This window comes from Brevibacterium sp. 'Marine', assembly GCF_012844365.1.
In the GTDB taxonomy this organism is placed as follows: Bacteria; Actinomycetota; Actinomycetes; order Actinomycetales; family Brevibacteriaceae; genus Brevibacterium.
This window is the reverse complement of the sequence record NZ_CP051626.1, coordinates 1,988,484-2,011,235: the sequence shown is the minus strand read 5'-3', so window position 1 is coordinate 2,011,235 and position 22,752 is coordinate 1,988,484. Positions and strand designations below refer to the sequence as shown.

General features: G+C 64.6%; 19 protein-coding genes and 1 other RNA gene. 11 read left to right on the top strand and 9 right to left on the bottom strand.

The window, feature by feature from the left end:
* Positions 1-121 precede the first annotated feature (121 nt).
* The 3 genes from lipB (at position 122) to HF684_RS09075 (ending at position 2,624) form a co-directional block, all read left to right on the top strand.
* Positions 122-760: a lipoyl(octanoyl) transferase LipB gene (lipB, locus tag HF684_RS09085; protein ID WP_169252218.1), complete on the top strand. Its 639-nt coding sequence runs from the start codon at positions 122-124 to the stop codon at positions 758-760.
* Between the two features lie 10 nt (positions 761-770).
* Positions 771-1,823, top strand: a complete 1,053-nt coding sequence (lipA, locus tag HF684_RS09080; RefSeq protein WP_101555239.1) for a lipoyl synthase — start codon at positions 771-773, stop codon at positions 1,821-1,823.
* A gap of 63 nt (positions 1,824-1,886) precedes the next feature.
* Positions 1,887-2,624, top strand: a complete 738-nt coding sequence (locus HF684_RS09075) for a DUF4191 domain-containing protein (RefSeq protein ID WP_025778306.1) — start codon at positions 1,887-1,889, stop codon at positions 2,622-2,624.
* A 149-nt stretch (positions 2,625-2,773) separates the two neighbouring features.
* Here HF684_RS09075 and HF684_RS09070 read toward each other — a convergent pair whose 3' ends face one another.
* Positions 2,774-3,214 (bottom strand): RDD family protein, encoded by a 441-nt coding sequence (locus HF684_RS09070; protein WP_025778305.1) that lies wholly within the window; start codon positions 3,212-3,214, stop codon positions 2,774-2,776.
* Between the two features lie 143 nt (positions 3,215-3,357).
* Between HF684_RS09070 and glnA (HF684_RS09065) the strand changes: the two genes are divergently transcribed.
* Together glnA (HF684_RS09065) and HF684_RS09060 are read left to right on the top strand one after the other, a co-directional pair.
* Positions 3,358-4,782 carry a type I glutamate--ammonia ligase gene (gene glnA / locus HF684_RS09065; protein ID WP_169252217.1) on the top strand — a complete coding sequence of 475 codons (1,425 nt, stop codon included), beginning with the start codon at positions 3,358-3,360 and terminating at the stop codon, positions 4,780-4,782.
* 150 nt (positions 4,783-4,932) lie between these two features.
* Positions 4,933-6,399 carry a mycothione reductase gene (locus HF684_RS09060; RefSeq protein WP_169252216.1) on the top strand — a complete coding sequence of 489 codons (1,467 nt, stop codon included), beginning with the start codon at positions 4,933-4,935 and terminating at the stop codon, positions 6,397-6,399.
* A 90-nt stretch (positions 6,400-6,489) separates the two neighbouring features.
* On the opposite strand, the gene HF684_RS09055 is transcribed toward HF684_RS09060, so the two are convergent.
* Genes HF684_RS09055 through HF684_RS09045 form a run of 3 tightly spaced genes read right to left on the bottom strand, consistent with a single transcriptional unit; the run spans position 6,490 to position 11,130 of the window.
* A complete protein-coding gene (locus HF684_RS09055; protein ID WP_169252215.1) occupies positions 6,490-9,531 on the bottom strand; it encodes a bifunctional [glutamine synthetase] adenylyltransferase/[glutamine synthetase]-adenylyl-L-tyrosine phosphorylase in 3,042 nt (1,013 codons plus the stop codon).
* Positions 9,531-10,889, bottom strand: a complete 1,359-nt coding sequence (gene glnA, locus HF684_RS09050) for a type I glutamate--ammonia ligase (RefSeq protein ID WP_025778301.1) — start codon at positions 10,887-10,889, stop codon at positions 9,531-9,533. The genes HF684_RS09055 and glnA (HF684_RS09050) overlap by 1 nt, the downstream gene beginning before the upstream one ends.
* 4 nt (positions 10,890-10,893) lie before the next feature.
* On the bottom strand, positions 10,894-11,130 hold the full coding sequence (locus HF684_RS09045; RefSeq protein ID WP_348981449.1) for a hypothetical protein: 237 nt from the start codon (positions 11,128-11,130) through the stop codon (positions 10,894-10,896).
* Positions 11,131-11,417: 287 nt separating this feature from the next.
* Between HF684_RS09045 and ald the strand changes: the two genes are divergently transcribed.
* Positions 11,418-12,536, top strand: a complete 1,119-nt coding sequence (gene ald, locus HF684_RS09040) for an alanine dehydrogenase (protein WP_169252214.1) — start codon at positions 11,418-11,420, stop codon at positions 12,534-12,536.
* Positions 12,537-12,615: 79 nt separating this feature from the next.
* Here ald and HF684_RS09035 read toward each other — a convergent pair whose 3' ends face one another.
* The gene (locus tag HF684_RS09035) at positions 12,616-13,341 is read right to left on the bottom strand and encodes an FCD domain-containing protein (RefSeq protein WP_169252213.1); all 726 of its coding nucleotides are present in this window, start codon (positions 13,339-13,341) and stop codon (positions 12,616-12,618) included.
* A 125-nt stretch (positions 13,342-13,466) separates the two neighbouring features.
* Here HF684_RS09035 and map point away from each other — a divergent pair, with 125 nt between their 5' ends.
* A complete protein-coding gene (gene map / locus HF684_RS09030; protein WP_169252212.1) occupies positions 13,467-14,375 on the top strand; it encodes a type I methionyl aminopeptidase in 909 nt (302 codons plus the stop codon).
* A 1-nt stretch (position 14,376) separates the two neighbouring features.
* Positions 14,377-15,210, top strand: coding sequence for a polyphosphate--glucose phosphotransferase (gene ppgK / locus HF684_RS09025; protein ID WP_169252211.1), 834 nt, complete (start codon positions 14,377-14,379; stop codon positions 15,208-15,210).
* 22 nt (positions 15,211-15,232) lie between these two features.
* Here the strand turns inward: ppgK and rnpB are convergent.
* Positions 15,233-15,601, bottom strand: an RNA gene (rnpB, locus tag HF684_RS09020) — RNase P RNA component class A.
* A gap of 141 nt (positions 15,602-15,742) precedes the next feature.
* Here rnpB and yaaA point away from each other — a divergent pair.
* Positions 15,743-16,519, top strand: coding sequence for a peroxide stress protein YaaA (gene yaaA, locus HF684_RS09015; RefSeq protein ID WP_169252210.1), 777 nt, complete (start codon positions 15,743-15,745; stop codon positions 16,517-16,519).
* Between the two features lie 37 nt (positions 16,520-16,556).
* Here yaaA and HF684_RS09010 read toward each other — a convergent pair whose 3' ends face one another.
* On the bottom strand, positions 16,557-17,285 hold the full coding sequence (locus tag HF684_RS09010; protein ID WP_169252209.1) for a hypothetical protein: 729 nt from the start codon (positions 17,283-17,285) through the stop codon (positions 16,557-16,559).
* 14 nt (positions 17,286-17,299) lie between these two features.
* A complete protein-coding gene (locus HF684_RS09005; protein WP_169252208.1) occupies positions 17,300-18,154 on the bottom strand; it encodes a Nif3-like dinuclear metal center hexameric protein in 855 nt (284 codons plus the stop codon).
* A 128-nt stretch (positions 18,155-18,282) separates the two neighbouring features.
* Between HF684_RS09005 and HF684_RS09000 the strand changes: the two genes are divergently transcribed.
* The gene (locus HF684_RS09000; protein ID WP_169252207.1) at positions 18,283-19,824 is read left to right on the top strand and encodes a fatty acyl-CoA synthetase; all 1,542 of its coding nucleotides are present in this window, start codon (positions 18,283-18,285) and stop codon (positions 19,822-19,824) included.
* A 14-nt stretch (positions 19,825-19,838) separates the two neighbouring features.
* Here the strand turns inward: HF684_RS09000 and bioB are convergent, their stop codons facing one another.
* On the bottom strand, positions 19,839-21,002 hold the full coding sequence (gene bioB, locus HF684_RS08995) for a biotin synthase BioB (RefSeq protein WP_169252206.1): 1,164 nt from the start codon (positions 21,000-21,002) through the stop codon (positions 19,839-19,841).
* 260 nt (positions 21,003-21,262) lie between these two features.
* On the opposite strand from bioB, the gene HF684_RS08990 reads away from it, so the two are divergent.
* Positions 21,263-22,720: a solute carrier family 23 protein gene (locus HF684_RS08990; protein ID WP_169252205.1), complete on the top strand. Its 1,458-nt coding sequence runs from the start codon at positions 21,263-21,265 to the stop codon at positions 22,718-22,720.
* The last annotated feature ends 32 nt before the right edge of the window (positions 22,721-22,752 follow it).

The following is a 22,752-nucleotide window of genomic DNA, read 5'->3' as shown; positions in this document are numbered from 1 at the left end:
ATTGTCGTTTAATGATGCTCGGTGAAGTCGTTCTGTGTCAAGGGCCACAGCCTCGGTGACGGCCTGCAGATGCGAGTGGGAACAAATTGAACACCGACGGCAAGAGTCATAGTGTGGAGCCATGCCCCTGGCCACTGAAACGCTCGGGTTCGCCCCAGTCCTCTCGGACTATCGGCAGACTTGGGAATTGCAGAAGAAGTACCACGACGACGTGCTCGCAGGTGACCGTCCTTCGACGATCCTGCTCCTCGAGCATTCACCGGTCTACACGGCCGGCAAGCGCACCGAGGACTTCGAGCGGCCCACCGACGGCACCGATGTCATCGACGTCGACCGCGGCGGGAAGATCACCTGGCACGGACCCGGACAGTTGGTCGCCTACTGCATCTACAAGCTCAACGATCCCAAAGAAGTCCGACTCTTCGTGTCCCAGCTCGAGGACGCGATGATCCGACTGCTCTGCGAGTACGGGATCGAAGCGACCACGATCGAGGGACGTGCCGGCGTCTGGCTGCCGGCCGACGGTCTCCGGCGCGACCGCAAGATCGGCGCCATCGGCATCCGCATCCACGAAGGCGTGACGCTGCACGGTCTGGCGCTCAACTGCAGCAACGACCTCGGCGCCTACGAATCCATCATCCCCTGCGGGATCACCGACGCCGACACCACGACCATCAGTGCCGAGCTCGGCCGCACGGTCACTCCCGAGGACGTGGCATCGCGACTCGACGAGATCCTGCACGAGACCATCACCGCATAGGAGAACTCAGATGACGATCGCACCAGAGGGCCGCCGCATGCTCCGCGTCGAGGCCCGCAACTCCGAGACTCCCATCGAGGACAAGCCGGCCTGGATCAAGGCGAAGGCCCATATCGGTCCCGAATACACCGCGCTGAAATCGCTCGTGCGCAAGCAGGAGCTGCACACGGTCTGTGAAGAGGCCGGATGCCCGAACATCTTCGAATGCTGGGAAGATCGCGAAGCGACCTTCCTCATCGGCGGCGAACAGTGCACCCGACGCTGTGACTTCTGCCAGATCGACACCGGCCGACCGGCCGAATTCGACGCCGACGAGCCGCGCCGCGTGGCCGCCTCGGTGGCGGAGATGGGCCTGCGCTACTCGACGATCACCGGTGTGGCCCGTGACGACCTCGACGACGGCGGAGCCTGGCTCTACGCGGAGACCGTGCGCCAGATCCACGACCTGTCCTACGTCGACGGTCGCGGCACCGGCGTCGAACTGCTCATCCCCGATTTCAATGCCAAACCGGATCAGCTCGCCGAGGTGTTCTCCTCGCGTCCCGAGGTGCTCGCGCACAATGTCGAAACGGTGCCGCGCATCTTCAAGCGGATCCGCCCCGCGTTCCGCTACGAGCGTTCCCTGTCGGTGATCACGCAGGCCCGCGAAGCCGGTCTGGTGACGAAGTCGAACCTCATCCTCGGGATGGGTGAGACGAACGACGAGATCATCTCCGCGCTTAAGGACCTGCACGATGCCGGATGCGACCTCATCACGATCACGCAGTACCTGCGTCCCTCCCCGCGCCACCACCCCGTCACCCGGTGGGTCAAGCCCGCCGACTTCGTGATGCTGCGCGATGCGGCCGAGGAGATCGGCTTCCTCGGTGTCATGTCGGGTCCGCTCGTGCGTTCGTCCTACCGTGCCGGTCGCCTGTGGGCCACCGCCATGCGTCGCCGCGGCGAGGAGATCCCGTCGCATCTGGCGCACCTGGACAAGCACACGCCTGCCAAACAGGAGGCGCAGGCGGTTGTGGATACCTTCGGCCCCGGCGAAGAGGTAGACTTGACTGCTGAGCAATGAGCGTCGGCCTCCGCCTGATTTCCGGAGGCGACGCCGCAACGCCCCTCAAGAGCAAGTGAGAGAATGAGCGAAGAACCGCGTAAGGGACTCTTCCGGCGCAAGCCCAAAGATCCGAACAAGAAGCCCGGCCGTCTGGCGCAGATGCGTCAGGTCTACGAGCTGTCCGCCAAACACAACAAAGCGACCCCGTGGCTGTTGGCTGCGGCGATCCTCGGGTGCACGCTCATCGGTCTCATGATCGGTCTGCTCATCGGCGGCACCACCGCGATCTTCACGACGATCCTCGGCTTCATGGTCGGTCTGCTGTTGGGCATGTTCATGCTCGGGCGCTTCGCCGAGACCGCCGCATTCGCTCAGATGGACGGACAGCCGGGAGCCTTCGGGGCCGTCCTCAACACCGCTCGTCGCGGCTACCTCATGGACGAGAAGCCCATCGCCGTCGACCCGAAGAGCCGCGATCTCGTGTTCCGCTCGACCGGCCGTGCCGGCGTCGTGCTGCTGAGCGAAGGGCCGAAGGGTCGCAGTGCGAAGCTGCTGGCCAAGGAGAAGAAGCGTCACGAGCGCATCCTCCCCAACGTCCCGGTCCACACCTTCCAGGGTGGCAAGGAAGACGGCCAGCTGACGATGAAGCAGGTCGTTCCGGCCGTCCAGAAGCTGCCGCGCAAACTCAACCGCGCCGAGGTCCTGGCCGTGCGCAACCGTCTTGCCGCGCTCGGCACTCAGGGTTCGCGTCCGCCGATCCCGAAGGGAATCGACCCGAACAAGGCCCGCCCGAACCACAAGGCCATGCGCGGACGCTGATCCGCAGACACCCAGCAAAGACGAAGTAGCGGCGCCGACTCGATCCGAGTCGGCGCCGCTCTCATCCCACCACCCCTTATTGCTACCTGACGGGGGCCCAGCAACCTCGCGCGAGGTTGCTGGGCCCCCGTCAGGTAGCAACAAGGAGGTCAGCGGCGGAGGATGACGGTTCCGGCAGCGAGGTCGTGGACTCCCCGGTTGTCCCGGTTGAAGATGAGGGCGGGGATGACGAGGACGACGAGGAGGGCGCGGATGAGCGACTTGAGCAGTCCCGGCACATGGCCGTCGAGGCGGCGGACCTCGATGCCGAAGAGGCGATGCCCCACCGAGTAGCCGAGAGTTCCCACGAGCACGAAATTCTCGAGTGCGAAGATGGCTGGAGCCAGGACCGGATTCGCCGGATCGATGAGATTGGCGATCGCCAGACACATCAGCCAGTCGACGAGCAGGGCGAGGATGCGCTTCCACGCCGGGGCCAGAGAATGCGAGCCGTTGACAGGCAGACCGAGCCGCTTTCCGGGCCAGTCGTCGTCTTCCCTGTCGAACCGGGGTCCTTCGAGCCAGGAACCGAGGTCGTCACGATTGATCACTCCCCCAGCCTACGGAATCCGAGCTGAATGAATCCTCAGGAAACATGCCCGAAACATGACCGACATCACCACTTCATTCTTCGGCGACTAGAATCGACTGCGGTCAGGACAAACGGCCACCGTACACGAACTAGGAGACCTAAGTGTTCTCGTCTGCTGAAGAACTCGTCAATTTCATTTCGGACAACGACGTCAAATTCGTCGATGTCCGGTTCTGCGACCTGCCCGGTGTGGTCCAGCACTTCAACCTCCCCGCCGCCTCATACGGCACGGAGGAGATCACCGAAGGTCTGCTCTTCGACGGGTCCTCCATCACAGGCTTCCAGGGCATCCACGAGTCCGACATGAAGCTGCTCGCCGATGTCACCTCCGCCTACATCGATCCGTTCCGTGAGGCGAAGACTCTGGTCGTCACGCATTCGATCGTCGACCCCTTCACCGACGAGCCGTACTCCCGCGATCCGCGGCAGGTCGCGGCCAAAGCCGAGGCCTACCTGCAGAGCACCGGCATCGCCGACACCGCTTTCTACGGCGCTGAGGCGGAGTTCTACCTCTTCGACTCCATCCAGTACGAGAACACTCCCGGCAACAGCTTCTACCGCATCGACTCCGAGGAAGCAGCGTGGAACACCGGCGCCGATGAGGCCGGCGGCAATCTCGGCTACAAGACCCCGCACAAGAGCGGGTACTTCCCCGTCTCTCCACAGGACCACTTCGCCGATATTCGTGACGAGATGTCACTGACGCTCGAACAGATCGGCTTCGAGATGGAGCGGGCCCACCACGAGGTCGGCACCGCGGGTCAGCAGGAGATCAACTACAAGTTCAACACCCTCCAGCACGCCGCCGACCAGCTGCTCGACTTCAAGTACGTCATCAAGAACACTGCGTTCGCCAACGGCAAGTCCGCGACCTTCATGCCCAAACCGATGTTCGACGACAACGGTTCGGGAATGCACTGCCACCAGTCGCTGTGGAAGAACGGCGAGCCCCTGTTCTATGACGAGAACGGCTACGGCGGGCTCTCCGACCTCGCCCGCTGGTACATCGGCGGCCTCATCGAGCATGCCGGCGCCGTGCTCGCCTTCACGAACCCGACGATCAACTCCTACCGTCGGCTCGTGCCCGGCTACGAAGCTCCGGTCAACCTCGTCTACTCGGCACGCAACCGTTCGGCCGCGATCCGCATTCCTGTCACCGGTTCCTCGCCGAAGGCCAAGCGCCTCGAGTTCCGTGTGCCCGACCCCTCGTCGAACCCCTACCTCGCGTTCTCGGCGCAGCTCATGGCCGGACTCGACGGCATCCGCAACCGCATCGAGCCCCCGGAGCCCATCGACAAGGACCTCTACGAGCTCCCGCCGGAGGAGGCCAAGGACATCAAGCTCGTCCCCGGCACCCTCGACGAGGCTCTCATCGAGCTGGAGAAGGACCACGACTTCCTCACCGCCGGGGACGTGTTCACCCCCGACCTCATCGAGACATGGATCCGCATCAAGCGTGAGAACGAACTCGATGTCGCTCGCCTGCGTCCGACACCGACGGAGTTCGAGCTCTACTACGCACTCTGATCTCGGCCGGTCGCCGACCTCAGCCGAGCTGAGATCCCGCAGCCGAGTGGAATAGAGTGAGGGCGTCACGGGTTTTCACCCGTGGCGCCCTTTCGGCTCTGCGGCCGCCCACGCGGCCGATCGGATCACGCACCATCGGAGGGATGGACTTTGACGCATTATGACCTGCTGCTCATCGGCACCGGTTCGGGAAATATGTTCCTCGACAAGCGATTCGCGGGCCTGAAGACCGCCATCGCCGAGGAATGGCACTTCGGCGGCACCTGCCTCAACGTCGGGTGCATCCCGACGAAGATGTTCGTCTACCCCGCCACTCTGGCCGAGCAGGCCGCCCAAGCCGACCGCTACAACCTGACCTCCACCCACCCCGAAGTCGATTGGGCAGGCCTCCAGGAACGCATCTTCTCCCGCATCGACGCCATCGAGTCCGGAGGACGCGAATACCGCAGCAGCGACCGCCAACCCAACGTCACAGTCGTGCCCGAACACGTTCATTTCACCGGGGCGAAGACCGTGCGCACTGCTTCCGGCGAGGAGATCACCGCCGATCGCATCGTCATCGCCGCCGGCGCCCACCCGTTCATCCCCGACATCGCCGGGATCGACATCGCCCGCATCGACACCGACGACTACCCGGTGTTCACCTCGAACACGGTGATGCGCCGCGCCGAACAGCCGCGTCGCCTGGTCATCATCGGCTCCGGGATCGTGGCCATGGAGTTCGCCCACGTCTTCGCCGCTCTCGGCACCGAGGTGACCGTCCTGGCCCGCGGCCCCCGCCTCCTGAGCAATATCGACGAGGAGGCTGCCGACGAGTTCACCCGGATCTTCGACTCCTCCCACACCGTCCTCCACGGGGCCCAGGCGAAGCAGATCGACATCGCCGACGGCGAGGTCACGCTGACCCTCGAACCCAGCGGGCGCCTCGCCGAGGCGGACCTGCCCGAGACGATCACCGCCGACGGCGTGCTCGTGGCCACGGGACGGGTCCCCAACACCGCCGAGCTCGACGTCGAGACCGCCGGATTCGACGTCACCGACGGCAAGCGCCTCTCCGTCGATGAGTTCCAGCGAGTCCTCTCCTCAGGTCAGCCGGTACCCGGAGTGTTCGCGCTCGGCGACATCTCCTCGCCTCACCAGCTCAAACACGTCGCCAACCACGAGGCGAAGATCGTCGGACGCAACCTGGATGCAGATGTCGCGGCAGGAGCGCCGGGCAGTGCACCGACCGCTGATCTCACTGCCGTCAACCATCATGCCGTGCCCGGCGCCGTCTTCTCCTCCCCTCAGGTCGCCTTTGTGGGCATGACCGAGGACCAGGCGACGGAGGACGGGCACGAGGTCACGATCAAGGTGCAGAAGTTCTCCGACGTCGCCTACGGCTGGGCGATGGCCGATGATCCGGGAATCGTGAAGATCATCGCCGATCGCCGCACCCGGCACATCCTCGGCGCGCATATCGTCGGGCATGAAGCCTCGATTCTCATCCAACCGCTCATCCAGGCGATGGCCTTCGGTCAGAAGGCCGACGAGGTGGCCACCGGGCAGTACTGGATCCACCCGGCCCTGCCCGAGGTGGTCGAGAACGCCCTGCTCGGGCTCGAATTCGCCGACTGACCCGGCGACCGGCCTCTGACCCGTCGATCCGAAGTCTGATTCGGCGGTCTCATGCGGGGAACCCGATGGCGGCAGCCTGCCGCACGAGTCTCAGAAGTCGTAGAAGCGGTGCTCCATGACGGACCGGGCGTGCCGGGTCGTACGCAGAAAGTCGTCTTCGAGATCATGGCCCGCCCCTGCCGGATAGCCGAGCAGGCGGGCCGTGGCCTCGAGCTCGGTGTGATCGGCAGGCAGCGATTCCGCCGTGCGACCGCGGAAGAGCATGACGGCGGAACGCACATCGGTGGCCAGCTGCCAGGCCGCGGCCAGCTGTTCGGCGTCGTCGGCCGGAAGCAGACCTTCCTCAGTGGCCACGTCGAGAGCCGACAGGGTCGAGGTCGTACGCATCCCGTCCACCCGATGCCCATGCCGAAGCTGCAGGAGCTGAACGGTCCACTCGACATCGGAGAGACTGCCGCGGCCGAGCTTGAGGTGCCGGCGCTTATCGGCATTGCGCGGCAGTCGTTCGTCCTCCATCCGCGCCTTGAGCGTGCGCACCTGGGTCAATGCCTTCTGCGGCATCTCCCCCGGGTAGCGCAGGGGATCGATGAGTGCCCGGAAATCGGCGATGAGACCGTCGTCGCCGGCGATCGGACGTGCCCGCAGCAGCGCCTGCGCCTCCCACGGCTGTGACCACTTCGCGTAGTAGGCCTGGTAGGACGCGAAGCTGCGTACCAACGGCCCGTTCTTGCCTTCCGGTCGCAGGTCCGCATCGAGGTCGACCCCCTGGGCGCCTTCGCTGGCCTTGAGCCGGGAGGTGAGCTGGAGGGCCACTTTCGTCACATGCTTGCTCAGCTTTCCCCGGGCCTCGGCGTCGAGATCGTCGCTCAAGGGCCGGTAGACGAACATCGCATCGGCATCGGAGAAGTACCCGATCTCGCGTCCACCCCACCGGCCCATGGCGATGATCCCGAAATCGTAGTCCGGGGTCTCAGGACCGTCCAGATCGGTTCGGACCGCCTGCAGGGCGCCTCGCACAGCCAGGTCCATGAGGTCGGAGAGATCACCGGGTATCTCCGCCCGGTCTCCGACGTCGAGGACGTCGCGCAGGGCGATGCGCAGCAGTTCTCGACTGTAGGTCTCACGGATCGCAGTCACCGCATCTGCCCCGTGGCGTTTGAGCAGTCCGTCGACTTCGGCGTTGAGGATCGCAGGGTCACGGGCGTCGAGGTTCTCGTAGCGGTCCAGCCAGGCGACAGCAGCAGGCTGGCGTTGCAGAAGTTCCGTCGCATATCCGGACAGGGAAAGCACCTCGGCCACCGATTTGGCGGCGAGGCCGGAGTCACGAAGCATCTTGAGGAACCACCCCGACGATGCCAGCGACTCGCTCAGCCGTCGGAAGGCCAGCAGAGCTCGGTCGGGTTCGACCCCATCGGAGAACCAGTCGAGCAGGGCAGGAAGCACCTGTTTGATGACCAATGCCGTGCGCGACATGCCTGTGGTCAGGGCCTTGATGTGGCCCAATGCTCCCTGCGGGTCAACATAGCCGAACGCCTGGAGACGATCGGCGGCCGCCTGCAGACTCGTTCCTCGCTTCTGAGCGTCCACGACGGCACCGTGGACTCCCACGGCCGCCTCGAGGATGGGTCGATAGAAGATCTGCTCGTGGAGCCGGGTGACCTGTTTCGCATAGTCGCGGCGGACCTCTTCGAGGCGGTCCCCGGTCCGTGACCCGGAGCGGAAGACGGAGCGGGCCAGCATCCGCAGCTTGGTCTCGTCGTCGGGGATGAGTGCGTTGCGCATCATCCTCGGGATCTGGACTCGGTGTTCGACGACCCGCATGAATCGGTACGCGGTCGAGAAGACCGATGCGTCCTGTTGGCCGATGTATCCGTGCTCTCCGAGCTCTTCGAGGGCGACGAGGGTGTTCGGGGTGCGGATGTCCTCATCATTGCGTCCGTGGACGAGCTGGAGCATCTGTGCGGAGAATTCGACGTCTCGCAGTCCCCCGCGTCCCAGTTTGATCTGGCGTGGGGCTTCGACTGCCGGGATGAGGTCGACGACGCGCCGACGCATCGCGCGGATCCCATCGATGAAGCCTGGACGGCTGGCCGCCTGCCACACCAGGGGCAGAAGCGATGCGGAGAACGCCTCCCCCACCTCCACGTCGCCGGCCACGGGTCGGGCCTTGAGCAGGGCCTGGAATTCCCAGTTCTCGGCGATCTCGGCGTAATAGTGTTCGAACTCCGACAGCGTCCGCACGAGTGCTCCGGCTTTGCCTTCGGGGCGCAGCGCCGTGTCGACCTCCCACAGGGCAGGCTCTCCTCCGGCGTCCGAGAGGATGCTGCGCATGCGTTGGGCGAGATCGGTGGCCAGGTTCCTGGCCCCCTCGGTCTCAGCGGAATCGAGGACGAAGACGACGTCGACATCGGAGACGTAGTTGAGTTCTCGGGCCCCGGTCTTGCCCAGGGCGATGACGGCAAGACGGATGTGGGCCGCCTCATCGAGCTCGGCACGCGCAATGGCCAGGGCCGCGTCGAGTGCGGCCGCCGCCAGATCCGACAGGACGGCCATGACCTGGTCGACGATCTCGCCCGGGGACTCCGCCGACAGGTCGTCGGCGACGAGGCGAAGCACAGCATCACGGTAGTTTCGTCGCAGTGCCTTGATTCCTTCGTCTCCGGTCACCTTCGCACGCGGAGCCGGATCGTCGGGGTCAGCGCCGAGGGCCGAGAGCATCTCGGCGCGCAGGGACACCGCCGAGGCGGCAGGTGTGGAGATCAGCAGGAACGGGTCCGGGGCGAGCAGCAGCGGCAGGGAGTCGGGATGTCGGACGAGGTGATCGACCATCGCCTCCGACGTGCCGACGACCGCGAGCAGTCGAGCCAGGAGCGGACGATTGAGTTCATCCTCGGCCAGTTCCCTCGTCGTCCCCGACCTCACCGCGTCCAGCAGCGCCCCGGAATCCTCTCCTGCGGCCTCGACCACGCGCAGCAGACCGAGCGCCGCCCCGTGCGGATCCGGTGCGGCCATGAGCAGATCGACGAACCTCGAGTCAGTGGCCAGGGGCTGACCGAGCAGCTCATCGAGCTCGCGGAGGAAGCGGGCTGTGGCATCCGGGATGCTGGTGGTGCGAGATGTGACTGCGGCCATCACATCGAGGTGAAGTGCTTGGCGATTTCGTACGGAGTCACCTGCGCACGGTAGTCGGTCCATTCCTGCCGTTTGTTGCGCAGGAAGAAGTCGAACACTTCCTCGCCCAGCGTCTCTGCGACGAGGTCCGAGCCTTCCATCAGCTCCAGGGCGTGGGAGAGGCTGCGCGGCAGCGCTTCGATGCCCATCGCTCGACGTTCGGTGGACGAGAGCAGCCAGACGTTGTCCTCGGCCTCGTCAGGCAGTTCGTACCCTTCCTCGATTCCCTTGAGCCCCGCTGCGAGCATAAGCGCATAGGACAGGTATGGGTTGGCCGAGGAGTCGAGAGCACGGTATTCGACCCGTGCGGATGAGGACTTCCCTGAGTTGTACTGCGGGACTCGCACGAGCGCCGAACGGTTGCGATGGCCCCACGAGATGTAGGACGGGGCTTCGTGCCCGGTCCACAGGCGTTTGTAGGAGTTCACGTGCTGGTTGGTCACCGCGGAGATCTCAGCGGCGTGGGTGAGCAGTCCGGCGATGAACTGTCGACCGGTCTTCGACAGCTGGTACTCAGCACCCGGTTCGAAGAAGGCATTGTTCTCGCCCTCGAACAGGGAGACATGCGTGTGCATCCCGTTGCCCGGGTGCTCGGCCATCGGCTTGGGCATGAATGAGGCGTAGACACCCTGAGAGATCGCGACCTCTTTGATCACAGACCGGAACGTCATGACGTTGTCGGCCATCGTCAGCGCGTCGGCATAGCGCAGATCGATCTCGTTCTGACCGGGTCCGGCCTCATGGTGGGAGAATTCCACCGACAGGCCCATGGCTTCGAGCATGGTGACGGCTTCCCGCCGGAAGTCGTTGGCCGTTCCGCCGTTGACATGGTCGAAGTAGCCTGCCGTGTCCACGGGCTTCGGCGCGGTGCCATCGCTGATCCCGGAGACGGGATCGAGGTTGTCGGTCTTGAACAGATAGAACTCGATCTCCGGATGCACGTAGAAGGTGAAGCCGCGTTCGGCGGCTTTGGCCAAGGTGCGCTTGAGGACGTTGCGCGGGTCAGCCGGCGCCGGTTCTCCCCCGGGGACGTGGACGTCGCAGAACATCCTCCCGGTCGGCTCGATCTCCCCGCGCCAGGGCAGCAGAGAGAACGTCGAAGGATCGGGCTTGAGGACCATATCGGCTTCGAAGACCCGTGACAGTCCCTCGACTGCCGAACCGTCGAACCCGATGCCTTCGGAGAAGGCGCCTTCGAGTTCGGCGGGAACGATGGCCACGGACTTCAGCTGTCCGAGGACATCGGTGAACCAGAGTCGGATGAATCGGACTTCACGATCCTCGACTGTCCTGAGAACGAATTCCTCCTGACGCGACATCGGTTCAGCCGTTCCACTTCTCGTCGTCTTCGTCCCACTTCTGATTGCGCTCACGTGCCTTCTCCAGCGCGGCGCGGGCGACCTCCTCGGTCTCGTATGGTCCCATGCGGTGGGTCCAATCGCTGACCAGGCCCTTTTCGACGGTGTTCGTCTCGAGGTTGAAGTAGTACTTCGAGTTCGGGTCGTCGATATCTTCGTAGAGTCCCATGGCGAGCCCTCTCTCCTCGGCGGGGTTCTGCATTGACACTTTCAGCTTACCGTTTCACGAGGCGAACTGGCGGCACCTGCCGCTCAATGCCAGGAACTGCGGCTCCTGATACCTCCGGTGCACTCCATCACCGTCTGGAACCATGGTTTCCGCGGCATCTGGCACTCACACACACTGATTTCGCAATTGGGAAGACGGAAACAGACTTAAAGGTTTGCTCTCCAAACCTTCAAAGGAATAGAGTTGGCACCATCGACGGTCGACGGAGTGGTCGGCCGCCTCCGCCGTTGCGGCTCATCACCAGGAGAGAAGGACACACAATGCGCATTTCAGTGCCCACCGAGGTCAAGAACAACGAGTTCCGAGTCGCCATCACCGCTGCCGGCGTCAACGAACTCGTCGCCCACGGCCATGAGGTCACCGTCCAAGCGGGAGCCGGAGAAGGCTCCTTCATCATCGACGCCGAATACGAGGCAGCAGGAGCGACGATCGCCCCCGACGCGGCCTCCACCTGGGCCGCCGGCGATCTCGTGCTCAAGGTCAAAGAGCCGATCGCCCAGGAATACGGGTTCCTGCGCAAGGATCTCATCCTCTTCACCTACCTCCACCTCGCCGCCGATGAGGCACTCACGAAAGCTCTGATGGAGGCCGGGACCACGGCCATCGCCTACGAGACCGTCCAGCCCGACGGCGGCGGTCTTCCGCTGCTGGCGCCGATGAGTGAGATCGCCGGACGCCTGTCGACTCAGGTCGGCGCGCACAGCCTGCTCAAAGCCAATGGTGGTCGCGGCATCCTGCTCTCCGGGGTCCCCGGCGTCGAGCGGGCGAATGTCGTCGTCATCGGTGCCGGTGTGGCCGGGACGAACGCCGCCCGCATGGCCCTCGGTCTCGGAGCGAGAGTTGAAGTCATCGACATCAACATTCCGCGTCTGCGGCAGATCGATGAGACCTTCGCCGGTGCCATCGGCACGAAGGTGTCGAACAAGTACGAGATCACGAAGTCTCTGGCCTCGGCCGATCTCGTGATCGGTTCGGTGCTCATCCCGGGCAAGAAGGCGCCCAAGCTCGTCACCGATGACATGGTCTCCGGGATGAAGCCGGGCTCGGTGCTCGTCGACATCGCCATCGATCAGGGCGGCTGCTTCGAGAACTCACGACCGACGACGCACGATGATCCGACCTTCACCGTGCACAACTCGGTCTACTACTGCGTGGCGAACATGCCCGGTGCCGTGCCGAACACGGCCACGGCGGCACTGACGAATGCGACTCTGCCGTTTGCCGTGAAGATCGCCGATCAGGGGTGGCATAAGGCGCTGTCGAACGATTCGGCCTTGGCCCGCGGCCTCAACATCCACAACGGGCATGTCACCAACGACAACGTCGCCGAGGCGTTCGGCTACGAAGCCGTGTCCGTGGCCCACGCCCTGGCCAACTGATCCCCTCCCCTATTACTACCTGACGGCGGCTCAGCAACCTCGCGCGAGGTTGCTGAGCCGCCGTCAGGTAGTAAGTGGGTCAGGGGCGGGGGACGATGGTCGTGTATCTGAAGTGCTCCTCGCACAGTCGTCCGGCCTCTGCTGCGTCTCCCGCGGCGATCGCCTCGACGATCGCGGCGTGATCGTCCACGGCGTGGTCGAAGAGCTCGGCGGAGAACGGGTCGTGACGGAAACCGGCGTTGATCTTCGTATCGAGGTCGATGGCCATGCGCACGAGTTCCGGGTTGTGCCCGGCACGGGCGATGGCGAAATGGAACTGCGCGTCCGCCGTGCGGGCGGCGGCCGCCTCGGCGCGTTGGGAATAGACCTCGGCCAACTCCCGGAGTTCGCTCAGCTCGTCCTCGGTGCGCCTGCGCGCTGCGGTCGCGGCCAGGGAATTCTGGAAGACGGCGCGGGCGTCGAGGAGATTGCGACGTTCGGCATGGAATTCGTCGATCCTGTCGGCCATGGGGGCCAGCGCCTCGGGGCGGGCGGTCTTGACGAACGTCCCTCCCCCGCGGCCGCGGCGACGTTCGACGACACCGAGACGCTCTAACCGCAGCAGAGCCGCGCGCACGCTCGAGCGGGAGACCTGCAGATCCGCAGCCAAGGCCCGCTCTCCCGGCAGCAGTGTCCCTTCCGGCAGCGCTCCCACGGCGATGCCGGAGAGGATGTGGTCGGCGATCTGCTGCGGTGCGCTCGTCAGGCTCACCACTTCGCCCAGGCCCGCGAACTCGTGGCCCGCCGATGTCGTGTCGTCGCTCAATCTGCCTCCCGTCTCCTTGGCACGGCTGCTTCCGATTCTAGACTCCGCGCGCCCCTCGCACCCGCATCGACAGGCGGGCGGTCGGCGGGACAAAGCCGCGTTTCCAGCATAGGATCGACACCATCATGACTGTTCACACTCGCCTGCTCACACCCGGCACCATGTCGCCCGAACGCGGTGTGCCGAAGAACATCCCCCGCCCGGAGTACGTCGGTCGCGCCGACGCCGACGAAGGCCGGGGAAACAATTTCTACAGCCCCGAGGAGGTCGAGGTGGTCCGGGCGGCAGGTCGGATCGCGGCCAACGCCCTGGCCGCCGTCGGCGAGATGATCGCCCCCGGCATCACCACCGATGACATCGACCGGGTCGCGCACGAGTTCATGTGCGATCACGGAGCGTACCCATCGACTCTGGGCTATCGCGGGTTCCCGAAGTCCGTGTGCACCTCCGTCAACGAGGTGATCTGCCACGGCATCCCCGATTCGACCGTCATCGAAGACGGCGACATCGTCAACGTCGATATCACCGCCTACTACCGGGGCATGCACGGGGATACGAACTACACATTCACCGCCGGAGACGTCCACGAGGAGTCCCGACTGCTCATCGAACGCACCTACGAGTCGATGATGCGTGGAATCAAAGCGGTCAGACCGGGTCGGCAGATCAACGTCATCGGACGGGTGATCGAGAAGTACGCGAAGCGCTTCGACTACGGAGTCGTGCGCGACTACAGCGGTCACGGAGTCGGACGCGAATTCCACTCGGGGCTCATCATCCCGCACTACGATGCCGCACCCGCCCACGCCGAGACGATGGAACCGGGAATGATCTTCACGATCGAGCCGATGCTCAACCTCGGCACCATCGACTGGGACGTCTGGGACGATTCCTGGACCGTGGTGACGAAGGATCGCAGACGCTCCGCCCAGTTCGAGCACACGCTGGTGGTGACCGAGTCCGGCGCCGATATCCTGACCCTGCCCGACGCCGACACCGCGATTGCCGCGGGACCGGCACACGAGGAGAGATGAGATGAGCACAGAGGCCTCCCCCCGCTTTGCAATCGGCATCGACATCGGCGGGACCGGGATCAAAGCGGCCCTCGTCGACACGGTGACCGGCAAGCTGCCGTTCAAACGACTGCGCGAACTCACCCCGAAGCCGAGCACTCCGGAGGCCGTGGCGGCCACGATCACCACGCTTCTCCATGCGCTCAGTGAACGTGCCGTCGAACTCGAACTCGTCGCCGACCGTGCCGCGCTCGATTCCCTGCCGGTCGGCTGCGGATTCCCCGGCGTCATCCGCGAAGGACGTGTCGAATACACGGCGAACCTCGACCAGAGCTGGATCGGTTCGCCCATCGCCGAGATCATCGGGCAGAGCACGGGCCGCACCGTGTACTTCCTCAATGACGCCGATGCCGCCGGCCTGGCCGAGATGATCTTCGGCGCCGGACGCAAGCACCGGAAGAAGACGGTGCTGCTGACGACACTGGGCACCGGAATCGGAACGGCCCTATTCACTCAGGGCCGGATGGTTCCCTACACCGAACTCGGTCATATCGAGATGAACGGGGCCGACGCCGAAACGCAGGCCGCCGAATCAGTCCGGACCCGGCTGGGATTGACCTATCCGGAATGGGCGGCTCGACTGCAGCAGTACTATTCGATGATCGAGCTGCTGGTCGCCCCGGACGTCATCATCGTCGGCGGCGGGGTCTCGAAGTCCCATGACCAGTTCCTGCCGCTCATCACGACGCGAGCGAAGCTCAAACCGGCGAAGCTGTACAACAACGCCGGAATCGTGGGGGCTGCGATGATCGCGGTCAACGACGGTAAGGCGAAGGTCCGTCGCAGCACGTCGTGAATCGGGTGCCGCAGCTGACGATGAGGACAGGCCACCGATAAGCCGGGTTCTGTCGACGAGTCGGTCGCCCTTCTCGCCTGACGGTCATCTATCTGGGACCGATGTTGCCACCGGCCTCAAGCAATCCACCCGACGACTCGGCGAGCAGCCTCGAACGTCGTCTGTCTGATCTTGCTCCGGATGGGGTTTACCCAGCAGCGACGGTCACCCGCCGCCCTGGTGGTCTCTTACACCACCGTTTCACCCTTACCCAGTCGGAACTGGGCGGTCTGCTTTCTGTTGCACTGGCCCGCGGGTCGCCCCGGGTGGGTGTTACCCACCATCCCTGCTCTGTGGAGCCCGGACGTTCCTCAGCCCTCGTGAAGAGAGCCGCGACCGTCTGGTGACCTGTCCTCAAGCACCCCAGTGTAGTCGCTCAGCGAGGCCGCTGCGCACACAGCACCCACACGCAGCGGAGGTCGGACATCGAACGTGATCAATGTCATCGACACCCGGCCCCGACTGCGTCAGTGCGTGATCATACGATGGGGTGGTGAAGATCCTGCTGCCGCCCTCCGAGGGCAAGACACCGTCGTCAACCGGTCCCACGCTCGATCTCGACGGTCTCTCGGCTCCGGAACTCACCCCGAAACGCAAGCGTGTGCTCGCTGCGCTGAAGAAGGTGTCGAAACGTCGAGATGCCCTCGAGAAGCTCGGCGTCGGCGCGTCACTGACCGAGGACGTCGAACGCAACACAATTCTCGATGAGATACCCTGTGCCCCCGCGCTGCTCACCTATTCCGGAGTGCTCTACGAGGCGATGGGCGCGACCGAGCTGGTTGCGCAGTCGGATGACGACGAGACGCTGCGAGACCGCCTCCACGACGTCCACGTCTTCTCCGCTCTGTTCGGCCGGGTGCACGGACTCGATGAGATCCCCGCCTACCGTTTGGCGATGAAGACCGATCTGGGGACCCTGGGAAAGCTGACCTCATACTGGAAGCCGGTTCTGGCGAAGTCCTGTTCCCTCGATCCCGCCGAGGTGGCCCTTGACTGCCGCTCGAGCGACTACCGGTCCGTGTGGCCGGGTCCCACCGATCAGGTCGTCACCATGGGTGCCGTGTCCGTCAGCGGCGGGAAACGTCGAGTCGTCTCCCATTGGGCGAAGTTCTACCGAGGTGAGTTCGCCGGTCGACTACTCTCCGATGGTCGCCCCCTGCCGGAGACAGCGGACGAGCTCGTCGCTCGGGCCGAAGAGTTCTACGAAGTCGAGTACGTCCCACCGACGGCATCGAAGGCGGGGAACCTCATGATCGTCCTCCGGGGCTGACGCGTCGTTCGCAGCGAAAAGTGCGGCAGATCCGCGGTCAGCTGCGGCGCAGCAGCACCGCTTCGCACTCCTCACATTCATAGGTTTCGTTGACGTCGGTGCCGAGCATCTCATGCCAGGCTGCGCCGCCGATCTCCTGACCGCACGCCTGACAGTTGGGCCCATTCAGCAGTGCGGCTCCGGGACCGCCTTGCCGGACATTGGCATCGAACGCCGACAGCAGCTGCTGCGGCATTTCGCTTCTCGGACCGGACTCGGCGGATTCGCTCTCGGCGATGAGTTCCCGCAGCTCGGTCTTCCGGTCCTTCACCGCGGTCTGCACCTCTTTGCCGGAGGCCGTGACATCGGCGATTCGGTCATCGAGTGCCGCCAGCTCGTCTTCTGCGGCTTCGAGCTTCTCCATCTCCTCCAGCTGCGATTCTTCGAGTTCGGAGACCCGAGATTCGTGACCGGCAATCTCTTCTTGCAGATGCACCATGTCTCTGCTGGTCAGACCGGTGCCGTCGTTGAGCTCGGCGGTCTTCTTCTCGATTGTCGAGCGCTGCACCTCGATGAGACGGGTGGCTTCGGCGATGGTCTGCTGGTGACCGTCGACGACCGCGGCGGCCTCGGTCCGCTTCTCTCCGAGCTCCTTGTGGCGAGAGATAAGCTCCTGGAGTTCCTCGGCCCGTTTCGGATTGTCATATTCGAAACGCAGGGCGCGCCCGTGGGCAGTGAGTTCGATGAGGGTCTGCAGCGCTGTTCTCTGGCTGTCGGTGATGAGCATCGTCGGTCTCCTTGTCAGTACCGTTCGACCCAGGGGTCGGTGTTGACCGCTGAGTGCTGCAGCGAAACACTGAATCCGCGACGGGCGAATTCGGTCTGGAGTGCCTCGGCTGCCGCAGTCAGCCAGACCGTCTCCGAAGCCCAATGAGAAACGTCGATGAGCGAAAGTCCGTCCTCCCGACGGTTCGCCGTGTCGAGAGCCTCGGTGGCCGGATGATGGCGGAGGTCTGCGGTTACGTAGACGTCGGCGCCGCTGGCCCGGACCTCATCGAACAGCGAGTCGCCGGCGCCGCCGCAGACCGCGACGCGGGTCACCTGCGCCGCCGGGTCGCCGGCGATGCGCACACCGGTCGTGGTGCGCGGCAGCCGAGACGCGAGTCGTCTGGCAAGGTCGCGGACCGGAGTGGGTTCGTCGAGGTCCCCGACGCGGCCGATCCCCGTCGGCGATGAGTCAGCATCCGATCCGCCAGCGGTGTCGTGTGCGGCCAGGGGCTGCGCATCCTCGATGCCCATGAGTGAGATGAGCACATCGGAGACTCCGCCACGGGCCGAATCGGCATTCGTGTGCGCATTGAACAGAGCAATATCGTTGCTGATGAGGGTGTGCACCGCTCCGCCCTTGAGCGTGGCGGCATTCACCGACTTCACGGGCTTGAGCATGAGCGGATGATGGTTGAACACCAGATCCGTACCGAGGACGACGGCCTCGGCGATGACTGCGTCCATCGGATCAAGAGCCAGCAGGATCGACCGGACCTCGGAATCCGGGTCGCCGACGGCCAGTCCTACGGAGTCCCAGGGCTCGGCCAGGGCCGGCGGCCACAGCGAGTCGAAGACCTCAACGCAGTCACTCACCTTCGGATGTCTCATGCCCCCACACTATTACATCGGGGGCGGTGATCATGGCCCGGAAGGCGGCGATTGGGAACACCCCGAGGACGGCGAAGAGATCAGCGGATAAATTTCCGAGAACGTGATTCAGATCATATATTAGGGCCATGACAACTACAGGCACCACCTCCGAATCACCCGTCATCAGAAACTCGTCCACGGTCTCGGACCTCATCCGACGCAGCGCTGGTCGCTTCCCCACCGACACCGCCATCGAGTTCGGCGACCGAACCTGGACCTATGCTGAGCTCGACGCCGCCGTGACCGCGGTGGCCCGCGAACTCGTCCGTCTCGGTGCGACGAAGGGCGACCGGGTCGCCGCCTATGGGAAGAACTCCGATCTCTTCGTCCTCCTCTATCTCGGCTGCGCCCGTGCCGGGTTCATCCATGTGCCGGTCAACTATCAGCTGAAGAACGACGAACTCGACTACATCCTCAGCAATTCCGGTGCCGAGATCGTCTTCGCCGACGCCGATCTCATGTCCGCTGTCACCGCAACGCCGACCGGGGCCGAGGCGCAGGTGATCGACTTCGCCGATCTCGTTCCGGTCGCCACCGCGGAGGAGATCGCTCCTGCCGACAGTGCCGAGTTCACCGTCGACGACGCTGACGTGGCTCAGCTGCTCTACACCTCCGGTACCACCTCGGCGCCGAAAGGGGCGGTGATGACGCATCGTGCACTTCTGCACGAGTACCTGTCGTCCCTCATGTCCCTTGACTTCGCAGCGACGGATCGCGCCGTCCATGCCCTGCCGCTCTATCACTCTGCGCAGATGCACGTCTTCCTGCTGCCGCTGCTGTCGATCGGCGCGCACAACATCATCGTCCCTGCACCCGTGCCCGAGCAGCTGCTCGCCATCTTCGAGGAACGCCAGATCAATTCGTTCTTCGCCGCTCCCACCGTCTGGGTAGCGCTGGCCAACAGCCCCGACCTCGAAACCCGCAACCTCGACAGCCTCCACAAGGCCTACTACGGTGCGTCGATCATGCCCGGGCCGATCCTCGAGCGCCTGCGCCGGCGGCTTCCGCAGCTGGGCTTCTACAACTGCTTCGGCCAGTCCGAGCTCGGGCCCCTGTGCACTGTGCTGCGTCCCGAAGAGCACGACGATCATCCGGGTTCGGCCGGTCGCCCGGTCCTGTTCGTCGAGACCCGTGTCGTCGACGCCGGCGGTGACGACGTCGGCCCCGGCGAGGAGGGCGAGATCCTTTACCGGTCGCCGCAGCTGTGCGAAGGCTATTGGAACCTCCCGGAAGCCACCGCCGAGGCGTTCGACAACGGCTGGTTCCATTCTGGGGACCTCGTCAAGGTCGACGAGGAGGGTTTCGTCGAGGTCGTCGACCGAGTCAAGGACGTGATCAACACGGGCGGCGTGCTGGTCGCCAGCCGCCAGGTCGAGGACGCGATCTTCGAACTGCCCCAGGTCGCCGAGGTGGCTGTGGTCGGGATCGCCGATGAGAAGTGGATCGAGGCGGTCGCCGCCTTCGTCGTCCTCAAGGACGGCCAGCCGTCACTGTCGGCCGAGGAAGTCACTGGCCACGTCAAGTCGCGTTTGGCCGGATTCAAGGTGCCCAAGCGGGTGGAGTTCGTGGCCGAACTGCCGAAGAACTCGGCGGGGAAGATCCTCAAGCGCAGCCTGCGCCAAGCCTGAGGGCATGCGGCCCGTCAGGCGTTGGCGACTTCAGCGGTGCCTGCACCGCGCCTGCGGATGACGGGATCGGTGTGGGTGGCCGCCTCGGCGGTGGTCTGCGAATCGGAACAGCAGCCGGCTGCCCCACCACATCCTCCAGCGGATTCGTCCGTTCGGGCATCCCCTCCTTCCCCGGTCTCCTGGCCGAGGATGGTGAATCCGTTGTCGCGGATCATCGCGAGGTCATCGGCGGCGGCTTGGCCCTCGGCGGTGAGGTAGTCGCCGAGGAAGATCGAATTGGCCAGCTGCAGAGCCATCGGCTGCAGCGACCTGAGGTGGATTTCGCGGCCGCCGGCCAGACGGATCTCTCGGTCGGGGCAGACGAATCGGGCCGTCGCGACGATCTTCATGCACTGCATCGGGGTGAGGTTCCACTGCCCCTCGAGTGGGGTGCCGTCGAAGGGGACGAGGAAGTTGATCGGAATCGAGTCGGAGCCGAGGGCCTTGAGCGCGAAGAGCGCTTCGATGATCTGCTCGTCGCTTTCGCCGAGTCCGACGATGAGGCCGCTGCAGGGTGAGAGTCCGGCGGTCTTGGCCAGCTCGACGGTGTTCGCCCGGTCCTCATAGGTGTGGGTCTTGACGATGGTGTCATGGAAGGACTCGGCGGTGTTGATGTTGTGGTTGTAGGCGTCGGCTCCGGCTTCCTTGAGCGATTCGGCCTGCCCTTCTCTGAGGATGCCCAGGCAGGCGCAGACTTCGACTTCCGGATTCTCGTCCTTGAGCCGTTCGACGATCTCTCCGACTCGGTTGACGTCGCGACGGCTGGGGCCGCGACCGCTGGCGACGAGACAGACTCGGGAGGCTCCCCCGCCGATGCCCATGCTCGCCTGATCCATGGCCTCGTCGGTGCTCAGCCACGAGTACTTGAGGATCTCCGCCGTCGAGCCCAGCGACTGAGAGCAGTAGGTGCAGCTCTCAGGACACATGCCCGATTTGAGGTTGACGAGGTAGTTGAGCTTGATCGTCATGCCGAAGTGGCGTCGGCGCAGCTGCGATCCCGCGTGGACGAGTCCGAAGACGTCCTCATCCGGCGTCGACAGAAGCGCAAGTGCCTCGGCTTCGGTGATCTCTCCCCCGTTGAGGATGGACTCGGCGAGCTGGTCTGGGTTCACAAGCTGGTCGGTGCTCACAGGCGTCATCGATTGGTCCTTCGTCTCCGTGCGATTGAAGTGGATCCCTGTCAGTCCAGGTCACGTCTCCTGAACACTGTTCAATACGGTATCAGAACCGTGATCCCTGTCTCTGCATCAGGTTCCGGGGGCACCGTCCTGAAACGCGTTCAGCGGCCGTCGACTCGGCGAGACAGCAACCAGGCGCATAGACTTCTCTCGCCGGCACGGATTGCTGTCCGCCGGCCGGCCAGCGGCCAAGAAGCAGCACGATCGGAACGAGGAGCACAATGGCGGATTCGACACAGACGGACACTCGTACCGGAACACGCAGTCGCCGCGGCTGGCGTCTGCACGGTGACGGGCGGACGATCGCTCCCGGTGAGAGGGTTCTGCCCGAGGAGCGTCTGAGCTGGCCGCGGACCATCAGCATCGGCGCCCAGCACGTCGTGGCGATGTTCGGTGCGACATTCCTCGTTCCGCTGCTCACCGGCTTCCCGCCGTCGACGACGCTGTTCTTCACCGCCATCGGCACTCTGCTCTTCCTGCTCATCACGAAGGGCATGATGCCCTCCTACCTCGGGTCGTCGTTCGGACTGCTCGCCCCGATCGGTGCGGTCACGGGGTTCTCGGCGACGTCGGGAGACGACCTCGAGCCTCATGCCATGGCCTTGGCTCAGGGTGGAATCATCTCCGTCGGAGTGACTCTGGCGCTGGTCGGACTCGTCGTCCATGTCGTCGGCGTCCGGTGGATCGAGGTGACCATGCCTCCCGTGGTCACCGGCGCCATCGTCGCACTCATCGGCCTCAACCTGGCACCGGCCGCCTGGGACTGGGTCAAGGCCGCTCCCCTGACGGCTGTGATCACGATCATCGCAATTCTGCTGACCACGGTGGCATTCCGCGGCATGCTCGGACGGCTGTCCATCCTCATCGGCGTGCTCGTCGGCTACGGCGCGGCATGGCTGCAGGGCGAGCTCGACTTCTCCACCGTCACGAAAGCCGACTGGGTGGGACTGCCCGCGTTCCATGCCCCTGCCTTCGACCTGGGCCACCTGGGCCTCTTCCTGCCCGTCGTCCTCGTTCTCATCGCAGAGAACATCGGTCATGTGAAGTCGGTCGCCGCAATGACCGGCCGCGACCTCGACCGACTGACCGGTCGCACGCTCTTCGCCGATGGGTTCTCGACCATCCTCGCCGGATCCGGCGGCGGTTCGGGAACGACGACCTATGCCGAGAACATCGGAGTCATGGCCGCCACGCGCATCTACTCCACCGCCGCCTACCTGTGCGCAGCGATCATCGCCCTCGTCCTCAGCATGCTGCCGAAGTTCGGAGAGATCATCGCCACCATCCCACCCGGCGTCCTCGGCGGAGCGGCGACGGTTCTCTACGGAATGATCGGCATGCTGGGAGTGCGCATCTGGGTGGAGAACAAGGTCGATTTCTCCAATCCGATCAACCTCAACACCGCTGCGGTCTCGCTCATCGTCGCGATCGCGAATTTCACCTGGTCCCCGGGCGGACTCCAGTTCGAAGGCATCGCCTTGGGCACCGCCTCGGCGATCATCGTCTATCAGGTCATGAAGGCCATCGCCCGGTGGCGGGGCACGGATCCCGACCGCGTCGCGGAGAATTTCGCCGAGGCGGCCGGCCACTCCGACTCACCTAGCCGCACGAAGCCGATCGACTCCATCGATGCGGATGCAGGCACCGTGGACCCGCAGACTCCGCGGACATCAGACTGATCATCGAGTTCTGGACCCGTCATCGAGTTCAA